Below are 19,991 nucleotides of genomic sequence, written 5' to 3'. Positions count from 1 at the left end.
GTTGGGGATCTCGTTGTTCACGAATGATTTAGGATTGCTATATAACAGACCTCTTGCATAAGTCGAATAGACCCCCCTTAATCCCCCCTTATAAAGGGGGGAAACTTGAAATCTTGCCCCCTCCCCTTCACAAGGCTACGGTCTACACACAAATCTGAAATAGCTGATTAACCAAGGTTTTACCCCACCCTAACCCTCCCCTTATAAAGGGGAGGGAACTAGATTTCCGGTTTCCCCCCAATATATCGGGGGGATTAAGGGGGGTAATTCGACTTGTGTGTACACCGTAGCCTTCACAAGGGGAAGGTTGGGGAGGGGTGATTCAAGGATTTTAAGAGATCTAATGCAATACGGTTCGGTTAAGCCCAAAAAAGAAAAATATGTAGGTTGGGTTGAGGAACAAAACCCAACTTTTGACGCGATTTCTTGGGTTTCGCATTGCCTCAACCAAGCTACAAATATTCTTAACTACACAAAACCTGTCCCTCTCCGAGTCGGAGAGGGACAGACTTGAACTTTAGTTCAAGTTGTCGAACTCACGTTAAGTTGACTACCCCACCAGTTCCATGTCTAACTACTAACTTGCGATTCAACTACACCCACGGGACAAGATACGTTTGTCCCGCCTAAACCACAATACCCATTAGGATTTTTAGCCAGGTATTGCTGATGATAAGCTTCAGCGTAGTAGAATTCAGGTGCATCCAAGATTTCTGTAGTAATCTTGCCATAACCTGCATCGTTGAGAGCTTGCTGATAAGCTGACCGCGATGCTTCTGCTAGCTGCTTTTGGCTTTCAGAATAGACATAAATTCCCGAACGGTATTGAGTGCCAGCATCATTACCTTGACGCATCCCTTGGGTAGGATTGTGACTTTCCCAAAAGACTTTGAGTAGTTCGGAATAACTAATTACTTTGGGATCAAACACAACCAATACCACTTCATTGTGACCGGTTCGCCCACTACATACCTCTTCATAGGTGGGGTTGGGTGTGAACCCAGCAGCGTAACCGACTGCGGTGGTGTAAACTCCTTTCAGTTGCCAGAATTTGCGTTCTGCACCCCAAAAACAGCCCAAGCCAAAAATTGCCTTCTCTAATCCATCGGGAAAAGGAGCTTTTAAAGGGTTCTTGTTGACATAATGAGCGGCTGGTACTGACATAGATTGTGCCCTTCCTGACAAAGCTTCTTCAGGTGTGGGTATAACTTCCTTTTTGCCAAATCCGAATAGTGCCATTGATTTTGACTCTGATATATATCTTTACCTTATTTACTATTGTAAAGATTCTGGCGATCGCTTGGGGTCTTCTCAGAATCATCATTGGACTGTGTTGATAGTTACAGATGTATCTCAGTGTTTGCTCTTTAACTGGTTAATGCTATTCATCAAAGAGGAAATTCGCATCAGCAGCTACTCATGGATAAAATACCGAAAATTGACCGTCAAAGGGAGCATCAAGCGAATGAACGTACCTTTCTGGCTTGGCTACGCACTTCTATTGCATTGATTGGCTTTGGTTTTGCGATCGCGCGATTTGGTATATTTCTCCGCCAGTTGAATCTTGCGATTACTCAACAAGAACCTCCCGTACATGAATTATCCAACTCGGAAAATTTGGGTGTTGCTTTGGTAATTTTTGGAATTTCGACTATTGCGTTAGCTGCGTGGCGATACAATCAAGTTTTCTGGCAAATTGAACGAGGCGACTATAGACCAAATAGGTTAATGGTTTGGATAATCACCGGAGTAGTAATGATTTTGGGAATTCTCAGCCTTCCTTTGCTCTTAAGGCGTGATAAATTACCTTCTCGTTCTCCTGTTCCAACTCAACCACAGTCCCGAAATTTGCATTAATTCTACTATAGCAGTCCTAAATCAGCTGTAAAACCTCTCTTTATTCTCCTCTCTGTGTCGCGCCAGTTGCTTCAAGTCGGGGAACCCGCCCAACGCACTGGCTTCTCTGCGTCTCTGCGGTTCGTTTAAAAATTGTGATTCTGGAGGCGAGATAAACTTATTTATAAATATCCTCCAATCAGACTGTATAGCAATCCAAGAAGTACAATTAGAGTCACAATAATATAAGTAAAATCTCGTTGTCGCACATAGGCTAATAATGAACAAGCTACTCTCACAACTGGGGTGGCAATCAATACTAACAATCCAAATTGAATAATTCCACGACGACGACCAGATTCAACAGATGTCACCACCCCCGATGGACTACGAAACTCTGGTAATTCTCCCCGAAAAAACTGATAATTGGGAGCTTCATTTCCGTGGCGAATTAAATACAAAATTCCCCCCACTAAAACTAAAGTGGTGGCAAGAATGACCCCAACTCTTAACAGGTTGCCTAGAAATTGTTCAAAGCGTCGCTCGAAATTGCTATGCCTACTTTTCGCCATTCTAAAGCCTCCCCGTTAGCCCTTTGTAAATCATTTCCACGGCTAGCACCAAAATCACAATGCTGAAAATATTTCGCAAAATATTCACGTTGGCTCTGACTAATACCCGCGCTCCTAATAAAGCACCAAACAGTACTCCTAACATCACAGGCATTGCTAATCCGGGGTCAATATAACCTCGGTTTAGATATATGCCAGCGCTAGCCGCCGCCGTAACTCCAATCATGAAATTGCTGGTGGTGGTTGACACTTTAAAGGGAATATGCATGATTTTATCCATTGCTAGCACCTTGAGCGCTCCCGAACCAATACCAAGCAATCCTGAAAGTATGCCAGCGACAAACATCAATCCAAATCCGAAGGGTACACCGCGCACGTTATAAGACTGTTCTCCTGTGGGAGTTGGATAAGTACCATTCAGCTTAAGACGGATTGCCAGAGAATTTGGCGGCAAATTGTTGAGGTGTTCGGGTGGGTTTTGACGGGATAAGTAGGCGGAATAGAGTAAAACGATTCCAAAGACAACAGCAAGCGATCGCGTGGAAATTTTTGCTGCTACAATTGCTCCAACTATTGCGCCAAAGGTTGTTGCTACTTCTAGAAACATCCCTAGCCGCACATTTGTATAGCCTTCTTTAACGTAAGCTGATGCTGCTCCGCTAGATGTAGCAATTACAGATACTAATGAAGCACCGATCGCATAACGAATATCAATTCCAAATACTAATGTTAAAAAGGGGACAATTACAACTCCACCACCTAACCCGGTTAGTGCCCCCAAAAATCCGGCAACAAATGAGCCGAACCATACCAATAGAGAAAATTCTAGGATGTTCAAATTGCTTCCCCCGCCACAAACTTTTTTGCTTGAGACTAGAAAGCGAAACTCAACCTGATTGCTGCTTGGTTGATTTCACCCCTAAATATTCTAGGAAGTTACGTTAATAGAAACAAATGTTTTTGTTTGTTAAATTGATAGTTTTAAGTGATTAATAAGTCATCAGATTTTTGAATCATTCGTAAATAACTAGATCCCCGACTTCTTGAAGAAGTCGGGGATCTGAGGTTCTCAGTCGATTCAGAAATAACTGTTACACAAGCATTTACTAAAGGTAACAGTGGCCCTAATTGCTCTTGTCCATTCACCGCTAAATCGCTATGACACAAATAAACTCTCTCGGATACACGAGATAGTAAATCTGTCAAAATCCTTCGCAGTCGTTGTTCTTCTGCTAATTTTTCATCTTCTGCCGTCCAAGGTTCGCCTAACCTGTCTCGCAAGAAAAACGGCGCACCGAATAACGTCGCCGCACCACCTTTTGCCCAAAGTGGTGAACCAGCATCAAGCCAAAAATGCCAACGGTGCGATCGCCTACTAGACCGATATTGAAATATAGTTGCTAAGGTGACAGCTTTTCTCGCGCCACCGATGGGACGCACGGGGTAAGGGTTGGCGGTGATTGTACCGCGTCGCAGTAATTGAATGAATTCGATAATAGTTGTGTAAGGCGTTGTCTCAACTGGGGCAATTTGTCGTAATCTGGTGTCAATTTCCCAGTAGTGTTGGGCGGTTTCTAATAATTCGCGCAATGCTGCTAGTTGTTCGTAGGGGAGATTGCTCCCATTCCACAAAAAACGTTGAATTGCTCTATCTAACAGAGAAATAGGACTGGGAATTAACCGTAGTTCTTGTTGCGATCGCTGTTGTTCTAACCACGCCAATATCTCATTATAGGCTGTAGTAGCTGCATAGCCGATTCGATCCCAGCGCTCGAAGGTTGATACTGGTAGCAAATTGGGGCGATCGGGATGAGGTACAAAGCAGTAATCTGCAATCAAACCAGCACGTACCGGATCAATATTTGTAGAGACGCGATTCATCGCGTCTGTAGAGTTTTCTGGTGGTTGTTGCTTTCTACTCAATACAACCAGCATTTCTGCCACAGCATCCCGGTCTACGAGGCGACCCAAGCCGGGATAAACTAGCGCCAGTATGGTGAGTAATGCGCGAATGACGGGTGAACTAATTAAGGGACGTTGGTCATTGAGCGATTCTACTTGAATGTTTTGCTTAACTAGGATTTCTACTAGAGTATAACGAGCGATCGCATCTAAACCTGGTGCAATAATCGCTATTTCTTCTGCTTGCACTTCCTGAGATTGGATCGCATTCGCAATGACCTCGGCTGTTTGCCGTAATAATTGAGCGCGAGAGGTGGTTTGAATGGAATGCACAATTTCAGGTAAACTCACCAATACCATCGGTTCTGTGACTAATTCCACCATCTGTTTAGCTTGCTCACCCAAAGACTCTGGAGGCGGCCCAGTTAAGATTTCTACCCGACAACGCTTTGCTAACCCTTCTACATAATTGGGATCTGCTCCTAATCCCAATCGCACTGCACCATCGGGATTGTAGCTAAACGCGCCAACTGCGCCCCGATCTAATAGCAATTCAAACAAAAGACGCGCTACGCTAGGATAATCGTCAACATCATCCGCTAATACTGCTTGATAGCGTTTAGTTAGGTGCTGTTGGTAGTTGCGATCGCTCAACAAATATTGACTATAGAGTTCGGTAATAATGCCATAAGTAAGTAATCCCCTCTCTAAACACCAGTTACGCCAATCAAGGAGTAAAGATGCCAAAAATTCCGGCTCTAAAGTTGTAGTGTTTTCCCCTAGACCCCTTGCCAAAATCTGGGCAATATCTTGGCAATGTACACCACTGTAAGCAGCTAATTGCAACAAGTCTAAAATGCGACGCACCAAGCGAGACTCATTCACTCCCGCAATCCGTAAAATTTCTTCGTCTAATTGGGAACGCCAAAGTTTGGTTGCTAACTCTTGTTCTGTTTCTGGTCGCAATCTTACCGGAAACTGCGCCTTCAGATTCAATGATTCAATTAGTAACGGCCAAAATAAAATAACTTCATCCTGGAAAAAACCTAACGGTGTTTTGGCACGCACCGGATATTTACCAAGTGTAGACGTAACAATTATATCTCCCAATTCTCGACGATTATCATCGTTGGCAGCTAAGACTAAAACTCCTGGCTCTGTTTGTTTAAGATATAAAAATTCGGGTATGCGTTCGCCCTTGGCGTTGGTGTTAGCGTTAGCGTCTCTGAAAGAGAAGCCATCGCCTTTTTTACGTCCTTGCTTTTTAGTATAAAATGATTCAGTATGCTGGTTTTCAGGTTGTACCCAATTACAAAATTGCTCTACCAAGCGAGCCGTCTTACCACTGCGACTAGTGCCAACAATCCAAACCGAATGAGAAACCACAAACTTTCTCCTTGTAGATTTGCTAGTATACCTCGTGCGTTAACTTAAGGTTAAGAATCACCAAATAATGCTGGATGATTATCTGCAATGAAAAATTCTGTTTTTAGCCAAAAAATCTATTCTTTCTTGCTTGCTGCTTATCGATGGTATTTACAGACTCCTGAACGTTCTTTACATGAAGCTTACGATGCAGCATTAAAGATCAAAGAAATAGAAGATAAGCATTTCAATGGTAATAAAATAGACATTGACTCAGCCACGTACAGTAACAGTGTGATGGATTATTTTGAGTCAGACCTCAATAAGCTATTAAAAATTGCTAAGATGCGGCTGACAGAGTTTAGAGGAAGCCGATGGTTTCTAAATGAAGAGAATCAAAAAGCTGCTCAGAAAGTAGGTATAGAGCATCCCAGTCCGGCTTTAGTTTTGGAAAAGCTAAACTTTATCGATCTAGTTATATCGAAATACACAAAAAGTTCCGCTCAAATAACTTCTAAAGCTTTAGTAGTCAAACCTCCAAATTTACCGATTAATTCTGCAATCTCTGACGACAAATCGCTGCTCGTCAGTCCTCCAACATTACCACCCAAAATACCAACTCAAGACTCGGATAAAAAACCAAAATCAAAGAGTAAAGTCGATACAACAGGCGTTTTACCCCGTTCCCTTTTAAGTACTATCACTCGTCTGCAAGTTGAATTAGACCCTAATGCTGAAAAAGAAGTAATTCAGAATTTCCGTCAGACTCAAAGAAGAACAATAATATCTATCAGGTTTATTTTACTATTAATTATAGTACCACTTTTGACGCATCAAATAGCAAAAGCTTTTGTAGTAGGCCCATCTGTTGAGCATTTTAGAAGTAGCGAGCAGATGCAGATATTCATCAATTCAGAAATGGAAGAGGAAGCACTTGAAGAATTAGAAAGGTTTGAAGAAAAGCTCAAGTTTGAAAATCTCATCAGAAATGCACCTCCATTGTCGGCTGAACAGATGGAAACTGAAATGGCAAATAAAGCTGGAGAGCTTGCTGAAGAATTTCGTCACGAAAGCTCGAATGCGATCAAAAATGTTTTTGCAGATATGTTCTCGGTTGGTGCTTTTGTCTGGCTTTTGCTTGTCAGTAAGTCTTCTATTGCTGTACTCAAAGATTTCTTTGATAATATTGTCTATGGACTTAGTGATAGTGCTAAGGCATTTATTATCATTTTGTTTACTGATATCTTTGTAGGATTTCACTCTCCTCATGGTTGGGAAGTACTTTTAGAAGGTGTATCGCGCCATTGGGGATTACCAGCAAATCGAGATTTTATCTTCTTGTTTATTGCTACATTTCCAGTGATTTTAGATACTATTTTCAAATATTGGATATTCCGATATTTGAACCGGATATCGCCTTCCGCAGTTGCAACTTATCGTAATATGAATGAATAGGGAATTGGACATTGAAAAGTAAATTATTTTTGGTTTTTGGTTTTTTAATTTGAGTGAAGTGAGATGATATCAGAAATTTTAAATTTTGATGAAAAAGATACTTGCTGAGTTAGGAAAGTTTAGTAAATTTATCGCCATTAGCTTACCTGTAGTTTTGTCGGTTTTCCTGGTGCGGATGCAATCTTTGGCGCATCAGGAACTCGTCGCGCCAGAATGTCGCGTGAAAAAGTGGGATATACCGGTTTCCTTAACTGCTGAAAAGCAAAAAGTACCATTAATCCAGAGACTACCAGTTACTTGTTGTCAAGATGATACCTCTTGTTTAGATGAAGTTCTTTATGGAGAAATATCAGATAAAAAGGCGTTGTTGAGTGCGATCGCTCACAGTCTCCAATATCTGCAAACAACTAATAGTGCGGCTGCTTATCAAAACTACCAGGTGGCTGGGATTACCCGCGATCGCGTCTTCAAAAGCTTGCAAAGATTCCGCGAACTCTTACTAACAACCAATTCTGCAACAGAATTACATCAAGCCATCGAGCGAGAATTTGTTCTTTACCAGTCAGTCGGTAAAGATACCAAAGGTTCCGTTTTATTCACCGCCTATTATGAACCCCTTTATGCAGCCAGTCGCGTTCCCACATCAGAATATCGTTATCCTGTCTATCGATTACCTCCTGATTTAAACTCCTGGTCTAAACCTCATCCTACCCGCCTAGAATTAGAAGGAGCGGATGGATTACAAGGCGCAAAAGGGAAATTACGAGGATTAGAGTTGTTTTGGTTCCGCGATCGCCTCGAACCATATCTAGCTCAAATTGAAGGTTCCGCGCGACTTCAGCTTCCCGATGGAACTCAGACAGCGATCGGCTATGCTGGTAATAATGCTTATAACTACACAAGTCTGGGCCGACAATTAGTAAATGATGGCAAATTACCACTAGAAGGTATAACTCTGCCAATTATTCTCGACTATTTTCAAAAGCATCCCCAAGAATTAAATATTTATATTCCGCGCGATCGCAGTTTTGTTTTTTTTCAAGAAAACCACGGCGAACCAGCCCAAGGTTCGATCAACGTACCATTAACAGCAGAGCGTTCCATCGCTACAGATAAATCTCTCATGCCTCCTGGTGCTTTAGCGTTGATTCGCGCTTCTATTCCCTTTGCTAATCCTACCGGAAAAATGGAGGAGCGCATCGTTAGCCGCTATGTTCTTGACCAAGATACCGGCGGTGCAATTAAAGGTGCAGGTAGGGTAGATTATTTTTTAGGTACTGGAAAATTACCAGGCGATCGCGCTGGTATCACAGTCAGCAATGGACAATTATTTTATTTATTACTCAAGTCCAAGAATTAAACCTACTCACATTTTAATAAGTAGTAATGCAAAATTAAATATACATTTGTCATTGCCAATGGAGCAAAGCGAAATGAAGCATAAGTCCTTCGGACACGCTTCGCGAACCCAAGGTCTTAGGATTGCAACTCTTGGAGACGCTGTTCGCGTTCGCTACATTTCATTCCGTACCCTACGGGAAGGCTCCGCCTACACAATGACATAAATATTTTTGCATACGCACTTACCAAGATTCCCGACTTCTCTAAAAAAAAATCGGGAATCTTAGCCTTTCGTCCAAAATGAAACGTCTGCTGTACAAAAATTACGAATTACGCTTAATGTGAATTAAGTCTTCAAACCCTTATGGAATAAGAGCCGTTTCTAATTCACATCAGGCGTAAATTACGAATTACGAATTACGCTTCTATATCCATATCAGCATCATCATCATCATGATCGTAAGGGATATCATCAAGATCGATCATTTCTGAAATTTCTTCTACTTCATTTAAATACTCAGATTCTTGATGTTCACGCTCGATTAGCCGACCAGTTGACTTTAACCATTCCAAAAGAATAAATTCATTACTTGTACGAATTACAGGCGCTCGTTGGTTACGAGGTTCTTCACGCAAAGGACTGATAGGCATAAAAAAGACTCACTTTGGTACAAAAACAGAAAAATTGCCCACTAAGCTTAAAAGGCTTGCTATGCAAGACTTTTATCAACAGATGAAATATGAACTATTGAGTTTTTTATTCTCAAGTCCGTCTACTTACTTACCATTAAAATGTCTTTGCGTCAGTCCTAATAATAAATCTTCAAGCCGACGCGATCTCACAAAGCATTTGGTAGCTTGGCGAGAGTTTCATACATATCAGAGGGTAATGCAGACAATCTGTTCGCTACAGCGACTGCATCAGCTAAGTTGCTAAATTGACACCGGACAATCTCTTGTCCATTTCCAGAAGGAAATCGCTTTCTAGCTTTGTTAGCTACAGCACAAATAATCGCTAAAGCTTTAGCGAACCCATCTTTTGTCAAAATTGTTTCCTTCGCGAACCCCTCAACAGGGATAAGACAAACCTCAAACCGATAGCCCGGTCTGGGAGAAACAGCTATGTCAATATAGGGTTTATCTTCTTTCCTGATTCTGCGTAAATATTGGGCTGTCGATTGAGTATCGTGCAAATCAGTTCCAAGGGCGTAAGTAAAGAAACAATCTTCTGTAAGGGATTCAGGACGGGTAATTATATCCGTTGGCATAAATTCGAGTACTATCCGTATGTTGTCTGGGTTTGTGACACGCTAAACTTGTCCGTTCTTTTTAGCACATTTTTTGACAGTGAGATGTATCAGTTTCACGCCAGGTATTGCAATACAGTTCTGCTCACGAAAAATTTAAATTTTTGTAATCCTAAATACTCTTATCTTTAAAGGATAGATTTGCAATATAAACTGACATAAAACACCTCCAGAATCAAAGAGTGCAGAGATTTAGATTCGGATAAGTGTCTATATAGTCAAGTTACATGACCGAAAATATTTCTCAACTATCTCATCATAACATAGTTGACGGTTGTAACTTTTTTTAAATACTATGCCCAATATATATTAGACCATAAACAGTAAGGTTGTATTCAAACCTGACTTTTAGATAAATATTCAGAGGATAAATAATTGGTGCGATCGCACCATCTCATAAAGTAAGGTAGGCACTGCATTAGGTTCGCTCAAATCCTTATTTTTAGCTGATAGTTCAGTGCCCAACCCCAGATATCACCACGCAGATGAACAAGCAGACGACAGTTGTGAGATTCATCTATTGGCTATCCCAAGACTACCTTCTTCACCTGCATGGCGCTTATAAACTCCTAAAATTCCTAGCCAACACTCAAATTAACTCGCACAATAACATCGTTAAAATCCTTGTCACCTCCCTTAGCTAAATCCTCAAAGCCAAAGGTGTTATTTCCTAACAAACGGATATGATCTACCTTATCACTATTCGCACCCAAGTATGGGAAGTAAACGGCTGGATCGTTATTCGGATTGTTATCTAAAACAGCATCTGGTCTGCCATTGATGATAATAAATGGTGCAAAGATCGAACCAGGCTCAAAAGTGCCAGTATAACTTGCTGTACCTTGGTTATTCGCCGTTAGGTCAATTCCTGCAACGCGCTGACGCAGTGCAGCTTGAGTATAACCAGCTTGACCAACAAGAATATCTCCCTTACCATCGCCATTGGTATCAATACCACCATTTTCATCAGCTACTTTATAGAATCCGACGAAATCATTGAATGAAGCTTCTCGGTTAACAACAAAATTAGCCGTCACTTGTTGTTTAACATCTCTTAAGTCAATCAATTCTTTTTGTGGCTTACCTTGTAGACTTGTACCCAAAGGTAATGGGTCATTTGTAGACTGAATTTTTACTACCAAATTCTGGAAGTCATTACTGCTATTACCAGAACTATCTTTCCACGCTAAGGAGAATGCATTGTTATCTAAGCTTGTAATCTTTTGGTTTGACGAGTTAGAAAACAGCACATCAGTGATTGGTGTGACATTATTTAGCACATTTTCCGTTGTACTGTTTTTGACTAAATAAAATCTCAGGTCAGTATCAGGCGAGAATTCTAATAAACTATCAAGAGAACTGTTGCTGAACCCATTGGGTTGATTAGCAATAGCTGAGAGAATCACCTCTCCTCGTTCTAGAGCTTTGCCAGCATAACCTGCTTCGCCTGGAGCAATCCCATCAATTTTGCCTGTAGCATCATCAACAGTATATACACCTAATTCATTCACCAGCCCAGAATTACTACCCGTGATGGAGACTTTGAGTGTTACCTTATCATTGCCACCTTTGATATTAAAGACATCATTAGCACTGTTTATCAGTTGTGGAGGTTCTGGTGGTTCTGGTGGTTGTGTTTGTGGAGTACCAAAGAGTATATAGCTTTGCCCAGCGCCAGCAGAAGCACCAGATGCGCCAATAATCAGGTCATCAGCACCATCACCGTTGATATCTCCAGCACCACTAACTGATATCCCTGAGACATCATTAGCATTAATGCCGTTGATAGCAAAGCCTTGGCTGGGGTCAAGGTTGGAGAGGTCGAGGCTAGCACCAAAGCCGTTCTTGCGACCAAACACCAAATAGCTTTGCCCAGCATTAGAACCGGCAAAAGGTGCGCCGATAATCAGGTCATCAATGCCGTCATCGTTAAAGTCTCCAGCACTGCTCACTGAGTAACCGGAAACATCAGTACCATTAATGCCTTTGATGGCAAAGCCATTACTACCATCTAGGCTTGATAGGTCAAGGCTGGCATTAAAACCGTTAGTGCTACCAAACACCACATAGCTACTTCCGGCACCAGAAGCGGCATTGTATGCGCCAATTATCAGGTCGTCAATTTTGTCGCCGTTAACATCTCCAGCACTGCTAACTGAGGCTCCTAACAAGTCAGTCGCATTACCATTAATGGCAAAGCCATTACTACCATTGAGGCTAGACAGGTCAAGACTAGCATCAAAGCCGCTAGTACTGCCAAATACTACATAGCTCTTTCCAGTCCCCTGTGCGCCAATAATTAGGTCGCTGATGCCGTCGCCGTTAACGTCCCCAGCGCTACTAACTGAGTTGCCTGATGAGTCGGTGCCATTGCCGCTGATGGCAAAGCCATTACTGCCGTTGAGACTAGATAGGTCGAAGTTGGGACTAAAGCCGTTAGTGCTACCAAATACTACGTAGCTCTGTCCAGCATTAGATAAGGCACTGGGTGCGCCAATAATTAAATCGTCGATGCCGTCGCCGTTAATGTCCCCAGCATTACTAACTGATGTGCCTGATGAGTCGGAGATGCCATCTGAGTTGCGTCCGTTAATGCCGTTGATGACAAAGCCGTTGCTACCATCCAAGGATGAGAGGTCGAGGTTGGCAGCTAAACCGCTACTACTGCCAAATACTACGTAACTCTTTCCTGCACCCAAAGCTGCACCTGGTGCGCCAATAATTAGGTCAGCGATGCCGTCACCGTTAATGTCCCCAGCATTACTGACTGAGGTGCCTGATGAGTCACTGGCACTGCCGTTAATCGCAAAGCCATTGCTGCCATCCAGGGATGAGAGGTCGAGGCTGGTACTAAAGCCGCTAGTGCTACCAAATACTACGTAGCTCTTTCCTGTACCTGATGCTCCAATAATTAGGTCGGCAATGCCGTCGCCGTTAACGTCCCCAGCGCTACTAACTGAGTTGCCTACTGAGTCACTAACGTTGCCGTTGAGGGTAAAGCCATTTTTCCCATCAAGGGATGAGAGGTTGAATATGACTTGTGGTTGCAGTTGTGGCTTTGGTTTAGGAGTACCAAAAACCACGTAACTTTGTCCAGCACCACCAGAAGCACCTGGTGCGCCCACAAGCAAATCGTCAGCACCATCATTGTTGATATCCCCAGCAGCACTGACTGAAATCGCTGAGGAATCAGTAGCATTAATACCGTTGATGGCAAAACCCTGGCTGGGGTCAAGGTTGGAGAGGTCGAGGCTGGCACTAAAGCCGTTACTGCTGCCATAGATTAGGTAGCTCTGACCTGCACCAGATAAGGCAAAAGGTGCGCCGATAATTAGGTCGTCAATGCCGTCATCGTTAAAGTCTCCAGCACTGCTCACTGAGTAACCGGAAACATCAGTACCATTAATGCCATTGATGACAAAGCCGTTGCTACCGAGGTCTGAGAGGTTATTAATGGCATCAAAACCATTCGTAGTACCAAACACAACATAGCTCTGCCCTGCACCAGAAGCGGCATTGTATGCACCAATGATTAAATCGTCGATGCCATCGCCGTTAACGTCTCCAGCATTACTGACTGAGGCACCAAAAAAGTCACTGGCATTGCCATTAATGACAAAACCGTTGCTGCCATTAAGACTAGACAGGTCGAAGTTAGCACTAAAGGCAGTAGTGCTGCCAAAGACCACGTAGCTCTTTCCAGTCCCCTGTGCGCCAATAATTAGGTCGCTGATGCCATCGCCGTTAACATCCCCAGCGCTGCTAACTGAGTTGCCTGATGAGTCGGTGCCATTGCCGCTGATGGCAAAGCCATTACTGCCGTTGAGACTAGATAGGTCGAAGTTGGGACTAAAGCCGTTAGTGCTACCAAATACTACGTAGCTCTGTCCAGCATTAGATAAGGCACTGGGTGCGCCAATAATTAAATCGTCGATGCCGTCGCCGTTAATGTCCCCAGCATTACTAACTGATGTGCCTGATGAGTCGGAGATGCCATCTGAGTTGCGTCCGTTAATGCCGTTGATGACAAAGCCGTTGCTACCATCCAAGGATGAGAGGTCGAGGTTGGCAGCTAAACCGCTACTACTGCCAAATACTACGTAACTCTTTCCTGCACCCAAAGCTGCACCTGGTGCGCCAATAATTAGGTCAGCGATGCCGTCACCGTTAATGTCCCCAGCATTACTGACTGAGGTGCCTGATGAGTCACTGGCACTGCCGTTAATCGCAAAGCCATTGCTGCCATCCAGGGATGAGAGGTCGAGGCTGGTACTAAAGCCGCTAGTGCTACCAAATACTACGTAGCTCTTTCCTATACCTGATGCTCCAATAATTACGTCGGCAATGCCGTCGCCGTTAACGTCCCCAGCGCTACTAACTGAGTTGCCTGCTGAGTCACTAACGTTGCCGTTGAGGGTAAAGCCATTTTTCCCATCAAGGGATGAGAGGTTCAATAATGAATCAGCCATGATTTTCTCGTATGTTTGTTATTAGAAATTGAGTAGATGTAAAACTTTTAAACAAACAATATTAACCCTAGTTAAAATTTAGGTTAAGTAAGTTAATTGAAAATGTTTTGTCTTCTAATGATATGAATACTGAAAATGAGAATGCTTTTTTGCGTTTTTTCAAAGAAGTTACTATTTTTCTACTACGACATCTTTTATGGTTGTAATTCGGGAGTTGTCCATAAATAGCGTAATTATGTACTATTAAATAGTTTTTATAAAAACTTAAAACAACCTATTTTAGCAATCTATTTTTTGGAATTTTTAACGTAATTAAGATGTTGGCTTTTTCCTCTAGCAATCTATAGTTAGTATTTAAAAATAACTAAAATCCTATGACTATATTTATAATTATGAGGCACAATTTTCATGTCTTTACCAAGATTTTTAGCAAAGCCTGAATGAAAGAGGGCGTTGCTGATTAAGAGGATGAATTTGGTTTCGCGCTAAAGAACATAAATAATTGTTTCATGCCTTTAAGTTTGAAATTTCATACTTAAATTCAGCAACGTCGGTAATGGTAGTTCAAATGTGCCGGCAGAATTGACAGTTAAATTTTCTGGCAGACTGCTAGTATTCCAGCACATCAATTTTGTCTGGTATGTAGTAAGAACTTTGGTGCTTAAGACAAGGACTAAAGTCCTTACTACAAACTTGTTTAGCTATCAAAATTGGTGTGGTTAAGTACTCGATTTATAAACCTAAGGGGTGCAAGGAGAAGGACCAGTAGCAGTATTTACGCAAGTATCGACAACAGTTTTAGAGACAGCTTTAATGGTAGTGGGAAGAGGAGCATATCCACGGGCTATAGCTATCTGGTCTGCGGTGGGGTTGGTGACAGGTGTGCCTGGATTTCCTAAAGCCCAGTCGATATGCGCTTTAAGACCAGATGCTATGTTGGCATTTGCATATACGTCATAAAGCAGCACGTAACTTGCTGTGGAAATGGGATAGGCAGTTGCAGCGGTTGAGTCGGCCAAATTATCAATTCTAATTAGCCTGTTAGCAGGAGCAGTACCATATTTGACGATGGTTCCACTTGCCAAAGCCTGTTGAATTCCAGCTGTTGTGGGGCCAATGTATGCACCTGACTTATTCTGTAAGAGTGCGGCAGGCAGATTTTTAGCCAAGCGAGTAGCACTATCCACATAACCAATTCCACCAGTAGTAGTTGAGATTAAATTGGCTACACCTCCACCTCCTGAAGCAGATAGGAAAGTGGTTGGCCAAACAACTGTATTTGCTGGTGGTGTTGGGGGTACAGTGCCTGAAGTACTTATGGAACCAACTCCTTTATTCCATACAGAAGCTGCTGGAACCGTTGGAGTCGCAGTAGTTTTACATATAGTATTGAGATGATTGCTTAAAACAAAAGTACTACCACTATTGTCACTACGACGGACAACTTTGAGGGGTAAATTAGCTGAAATTACTGCACCACCGTTATCTGTTCTAATTCTGGAATCGTTCCAATTGGTGACGTTGCCGTTTAAAATAGCACAGTAAGTAGCTCGTGAAAGCTTAAGTCCAGCTGCTGGCACATTAAGATTAGTACGGTTGAAAGCTAAGGCGATTCCAAGACCTATCACAGGAACTTGAATAGCTTTTCCACTTCCAGTACGCTGACTGGCTGTGCCAGCAGCTATTCGTTCTATATCTGTTCCTGCTAAGGGATCGTCACTAGCTGCAAAAGAAATTGCGCCTACGATATTAATATTATTGTCAGGTGTTGGTCGTGATGGAACAACAACAACTGTTGGTGTGCCTGGTGGGGTGAAAAAAGCTGCTACGCCTGCGCCGCTACCAACCGAAGCATATCTAAATGTGTAGTTAGTGAAGGCTGGTCCATAAGTTCCAGCAGCACATCCAGAGGGGTTATCGGTATTGAGGGATGGAGGATTTGCAACACCGAAAACGTTAAACCATGAGCCTATCGGGCCAAAAGGGCATGGATTTGGCGCTCCAGATGTTGTAAAGCCTGTACCTACAAACAAAGTATTTAGACTACTTGCACCGGCTCCATTTATGAGGGTTACTCCAGCTGAGGCAGGGCTGGTGGCGAACTGAGCTAGAGATTTCTGAGTAGCAGATTGAGCAGCTACTAAACTAACTGTGATGGCAAGTACAGAAATTGAACTTGTCAATTTCTTAGATTGGCGAGATAAAACCATGTCAAGCTCCTGCAAATTAATTTAGGGTGAAACACCCGGAAAAATCCAAATCAAGTGCCAACCTGAGAATTATAAATCAACTTTATAAACACAGAGAAAATGGCGTTATTAAAGATAATTAATAACTCAAAAGTTGGACTAAAAAATCAGTGATGTAGAGCAAATACAATATCTTTCTACAGACTCACAGAATAGAATGCAAAGGTAAAGTTAAGATAATGATTGAATTATCAATAGATTAAAAGTAGCTATTCTGGGATAGCTAGAATATTTTTACAAAGTATTGATTTAGTAATACTGTTTATTAATCTCACCAGAGGAAAATATAAAATTTCATCTCATATCATAGTTTGGCTGAATCAAGCTTTTTTTAGAAATTTTAATTGATATTGAAATATAAATTAAATACTTGACAAATATCTCCCTCTGTAGTTTTTCAAAGATTAAAATAAGGGCGATTCAGTAGTAGGACAAAAATATCTATAGTCATTGCGATCGCTGGCGCTAGTATTATGTACTAAAAAGGAGCGATCGCAAGCAGGGTTAAACACCCTTGAAAATCCAAATCAAGTGTCGAACTGACAAGTATTAAAAAATTAATAACTATTGGGCATTTTTTTACTTGGAATACTCTAAAGTTGCACAAAAACTATGAGTAAATTAGAGAAATTTTAATCTACGATTACTACAGTTTTAAACTGTAGTAGTATAAGGTTAAGGTAAAGTAATAATGAGATTATATAAACATTAAAAACAACTAAACTTTTTTGTGGGAGTTAGTCGATTTCCCATTAATCTAGGCATATTGGGGCTTGATGGGTTGGATGTCTGCCTTCGACGCTTTTAATTTGACGAGAGATTACTTTAATCAGATAGCCAAGTGCGATCGCACTTGGCTATCTGATTGGAGTAATCATTAACTATCTGTCGTAAAAGTATTGTTATACGAGCATTTTAGACTATTATCTCGCTGCCGCGAGATAATAGCCTTGTTTTGTCAAAATTTCTGATTTTTTGTGTTTATCACGACATCGAAAAAAATAAAAGTTACTTATGCTACTAAACGAAGTCATCAACGAACTAATTTTACGTTGTTGGCTTAAGCAGTATATCTAGTCTCGCCAAATTTTTTCTAGGTTTTAAATGAACAAGAATAGTCTGTGCAAACAACCTCCCAGTAAAAATAGGGTATCAATTTTAGCTGCCCTAGCTGTTTTAGCTTCTCCATTGGTACTGCCTTTGCAACAAGCTCAAGCTGCTTCATTAACTACCATTGTAAATTTCAACGGCGCTAACGGAGCTACACCCAAAGCCGGTGTATTTCAAGGTACTGATAAGAATCTTTACGGAACTACTTCTACTGGTGGCTCATCTAACAACGGAACTGCATTCAAGTTGAGTAGTCCCACTTTCACCCCTTTGATCACACTGATAAACTTTACGGGAACCGCTCTACCTAACAGGGGGACTAATCCAATTGCTAGATTATTTCAGGCAAAGGATGGCAATTTATATGGGCTGACTTTTATAGGTGGCACAAGTAACCTTGGCACATTGTTTAAATTGGCATCACCAGCTTTTACAAGCCTGACAACTCTTGTAAATCATAATGGAGCCAATGGAGCTAACCCAGCAGGCCGACTGATTCCAGACAGCACTGGTAATGTTTTGTGGGGGACAAGCTCGGCAGGCGGGGCTAATAACAAAGGAACTATATTCAGTACTCCTCTGGGTGGCACTGTAGTGACCCCTATAATCAGCTTCACAGGTACTAATGGAGCAACCCCATTAGCAAGATTGCAATTGGTCACTACCAATGGAAGCTACTACGGCACTGCCTCTTTAGGTGGAGCAAGTAATAAGGGAGTTGTATTCAAGTACACTCCTACCAATCCTATTGCTACTAGATATAGCTTTTCTAGCTTTACTGGTGCTAATGGGGCAAGCCCAGAAGCTGGATTAATTGTATTTAACGGATCTCTCTACGGCACTACTAGACTAGGTGGAGCAAACAATCTAGGTGCTATATTCAGTGTTCCCATCGGAACAGCTACCAATCCTATTGGTGCGCCTGTTTTAGTTGCCAGCTTTAATGGCACTAATGGAGCTAACCCCAAAGCTGCGCTGACACCAGGGGCAACCAGTGGTGTCTTCTATGGCACAACTTCTACTGGCGGGGCAAATAACAAAGGAGTTGTCTATCGGCTGAATGTTGGAACTACTTCAACGATCACCCAGTTAGTTAGTTTTAATGCCACTATTGGTACAGCGGGTACTAATACTAATGGAGCAACGCCAGAGTCCACGCTAATTCCGGTTGGTACTGATTATTATGGTACTGCCTCTACTGGTGGCACTTCTGGTAAAGGAACTGTGTTTAAATTTACACCTTAATCCCCAGCATCATCTGCGTGCAAAATAAATAAGTAGTCGGACAAAAATATTTATAGTCATTGCGAGCGTTAGCGCAGCGTTTTGTAGAGAAGCGTATACTCTGGGGAAACAAGCTACGCGCAGCATCTCGTAGAAAAGGCTTTACGCTTGATTCGCAATGAAATTGTGTAATTAATTATGTCCCACTACTTGGTACAACTCATTTAGCATGAACCCCTCCTAATTTCCGTCTGGAGGGGATTTTGTTCCTTCAATAAAAGACTTCCAATAAATAAATTATCCAATCTTATGGGCTGGACATACTGATCTTAGCTACGGCTAGGTAATGCTCTACTTGTATTAAATCAGTATTAATGTTTTGTTAACTTAACTTAATACAAATTTGTGTATAGTATAGAACTTTGCTAGCTATAACTTTATAATTTGAGGAGAAATAAATGTTAAATCATGTAAAATCGTAGTGCTTGTAAAGTTTGAAACAACCAACACCCATAGTACACCATAGGAAAATTAGCAAATGTCTAGACAAAGTTCTCATAAGAGAAACTTTTTCAAAGCTTTAACTGGTAGCGCTGTCAAAGGATCTCATAAGTTAAGACTGGGACTTAAATCCGGTTTGGTTATTCTGGTTGAATCTGTACCTTTTTTGATTGCTTGTGCTGTACTTGTAAGCGTTATCAGCCTAAAAAGTCCTATTCTGCTTTTTTGTTTACTAGTTGGTAGTTTAATTGCAGTCATTACCCAGCAAATTGGGCAGCAGTTGCATTTACCGAAGCGATCGCTAATATTATTACAAATTTTAGCAGCAGCCATCATCTTGAGTTTATATTGGTTAGACTGTTTTGCAGCCCCGGCACAAGCGCAGTTTTTTGGGGAAGCTGAAAAGTTTTTCAAAAAAACCTTAAGTGATGGTTCAACAACAAATAGTGGTGGGAGCAACACAGCAGTAAGTTTGATATTCAATGTGTTGCGGGCGATTTACTTACTCTATATTGCAATCTCCCTGGTTGGTGTGATCAACGCAGTGCGTAAAGATGAAGATTGGCAAAGCATTGCCAGAACTCCCCTATTAGTCGTTGTTGCTGTTACTATTGCTGATGTACTCACACGCTTTGTAATTGGCGATAGCAGTAAATAATT

The 19,991-nt window shown here is 41.8% G+C and carries 13 protein-coding genes; 5 read left to right on the top strand and 8 right to left on the bottom strand.

Going from position 1 to position 19,991, the window contains the following annotated elements; translation table 11 throughout:
- Nucleotides 1–570: 570 nt before the first annotated feature.
- Nucleotides 571–1,239 (bottom strand): peptide-methionine (S)-S-oxide reductase MsrA, encoded by a 669-nt coding sequence (msrA, locus tag GTQ43_RS28715; protein ID WP_265276073.1) that lies wholly within the window; start codon nucleotides 1,237–1,239, stop codon nucleotides 571–573.
- A gap of 180 nt (nucleotides 1,240–1,419) precedes the next feature.
- On the opposite strand from msrA, the gene GTQ43_RS28710 reads away from it, so the two are divergent.
- Nucleotides 1,420–1,857 carry a YidH family protein gene (locus tag GTQ43_RS28710; RefSeq protein WP_265276072.1) on the top strand — a complete coding sequence of 146 codons (438 nt, stop codon included), beginning with the start codon at nucleotides 1,420–1,422 and terminating at the stop codon, nucleotides 1,855–1,857.
- Nucleotides 1,858–2,018: 161 nt separating this feature from the next.
- Here GTQ43_RS28710 and GTQ43_RS28705 read toward each other — a convergent pair whose 3' ends face one another.
- From GTQ43_RS28705 to GTQ43_RS28695, 3 genes are all read right to left on the bottom strand, one after another.
- Nucleotides 2,019–2,408: a DUF1634 domain-containing protein gene (locus GTQ43_RS28705; protein WP_265276071.1), complete on the bottom strand. Its 390-nt coding sequence runs from the start codon at nucleotides 2,406–2,408 to the stop codon at nucleotides 2,019–2,021.
- A gap of 1 nt (nucleotide 2,409) precedes the next feature.
- Nucleotides 2,410–3,246, bottom strand: coding sequence for a sulfite exporter TauE/SafE family protein (locus tag GTQ43_RS28700; protein ID WP_265276070.1), 837 nt, complete (start codon nucleotides 3,244–3,246; stop codon nucleotides 2,410–2,412).
- A 143-nt stretch (nucleotides 3,247–3,389) separates the two neighbouring features.
- The gene (locus GTQ43_RS28695) at nucleotides 3,390–5,696 is read right to left on the bottom strand and encodes a recombinase family protein (RefSeq protein WP_265276069.1); all 2,307 of its coding nucleotides are present in this window, start codon (nucleotides 5,694–5,696) and stop codon (nucleotides 3,390–3,392) included.
- 87 nt (nucleotides 5,697–5,783) lie between these two features.
- Between GTQ43_RS28695 and GTQ43_RS28690 the strand changes: the two genes are divergently transcribed.
- Both GTQ43_RS28690 and GTQ43_RS28685 read left to right on the top strand, forming a co-directional pair.
- Nucleotides 5,784–7,130: a proton extrusion protein PcxA gene (locus GTQ43_RS28690; RefSeq protein WP_265276067.1), complete on the top strand. Its 1,347-nt coding sequence runs from the start codon at nucleotides 5,784–5,786 to the stop codon at nucleotides 7,128–7,130.
- Between the two features lie 88 nt (nucleotides 7,131–7,218).
- Nucleotides 7,219–8,490, top strand: coding sequence for a murein transglycosylase A (locus GTQ43_RS28685; RefSeq protein WP_265276066.1), 1,272 nt, complete (start codon nucleotides 7,219–7,221; stop codon nucleotides 8,488–8,490).
- A gap of 398 nt (nucleotides 8,491–8,888) precedes the next feature.
- Here GTQ43_RS28685 and GTQ43_RS28680 read toward each other — a convergent pair whose 3' ends face one another.
- The 4 genes from GTQ43_RS28680 to GTQ43_RS28665 form a co-directional block, all read right to left on the bottom strand.
- Nucleotides 8,889–9,122, bottom strand: a complete 234-nt coding sequence (locus GTQ43_RS28680; protein ID WP_179074150.1) for a DUF3134 domain-containing protein — start codon at nucleotides 9,120–9,122, stop codon at nucleotides 8,889–8,891.
- Between the two features lie 188 nt (nucleotides 9,123–9,310).
- Complete coding sequence (locus GTQ43_RS28675) at nucleotides 9,311–9,739, bottom strand: hypothetical protein (RefSeq protein ID WP_265276065.1); 429 nt, start codon at nucleotides 9,737–9,739, stop codon at nucleotides 9,311–9,313.
- Nucleotides 9,740–10,356: 617 nt separating this feature from the next.
- The gene (locus GTQ43_RS28670) at nucleotides 10,357–14,247 is read right to left on the bottom strand and encodes a beta strand repeat-containing protein (RefSeq protein WP_265276064.1); all 3,891 of its coding nucleotides are present in this window, start codon (nucleotides 14,245–14,247) and stop codon (nucleotides 10,357–10,359) included.
- A 740-nt stretch (nucleotides 14,248–14,987) separates the two neighbouring features.
- The gene (locus GTQ43_RS28665; RefSeq protein ID WP_265276063.1) at nucleotides 14,988–16,457 is read right to left on the bottom strand and encodes a substrate-binding domain-containing protein; all 1,470 of its coding nucleotides are present in this window, start codon (nucleotides 16,455–16,457) and stop codon (nucleotides 14,988–14,990) included.
- Nucleotides 16,458–17,600: 1,143 nt separating this feature from the next.
- Between GTQ43_RS28665 and GTQ43_RS28660 the strand changes: the two genes are divergently transcribed.
- Both GTQ43_RS28660 and GTQ43_RS28655 read left to right on the top strand, forming a co-directional pair.
- Nucleotides 17,601–18,851: a choice-of-anchor tandem repeat GloVer-containing protein gene (locus GTQ43_RS28660; protein WP_265276062.1), complete on the top strand. Its 1,251-nt coding sequence runs from the start codon at nucleotides 17,601–17,603 to the stop codon at nucleotides 18,849–18,851.
- A 517-nt stretch (nucleotides 18,852–19,368) separates the two neighbouring features.
- Nucleotides 19,369–19,989 (top strand): hypothetical protein, encoded by a 621-nt coding sequence (locus GTQ43_RS28655; RefSeq protein ID WP_265276061.1) that lies wholly within the window; start codon nucleotides 19,369–19,371, stop codon nucleotides 19,987–19,989.
- The last annotated feature ends 2 nt before the right edge of the window (nucleotides 19,990–19,991 follow it).

This window comes from Nostoc sp. KVJ3, from assembly GCF_026127265.1.
GTDB lineage: Bacteria > Cyanobacteriota > Cyanobacteriia > Cyanobacteriales > Nostocaceae > Nostoc.
The sequence above is the reverse complement of the archived record's forward strand: the minus strand, read 5'-3'. Positions and strand labels throughout refer to the sequence as shown.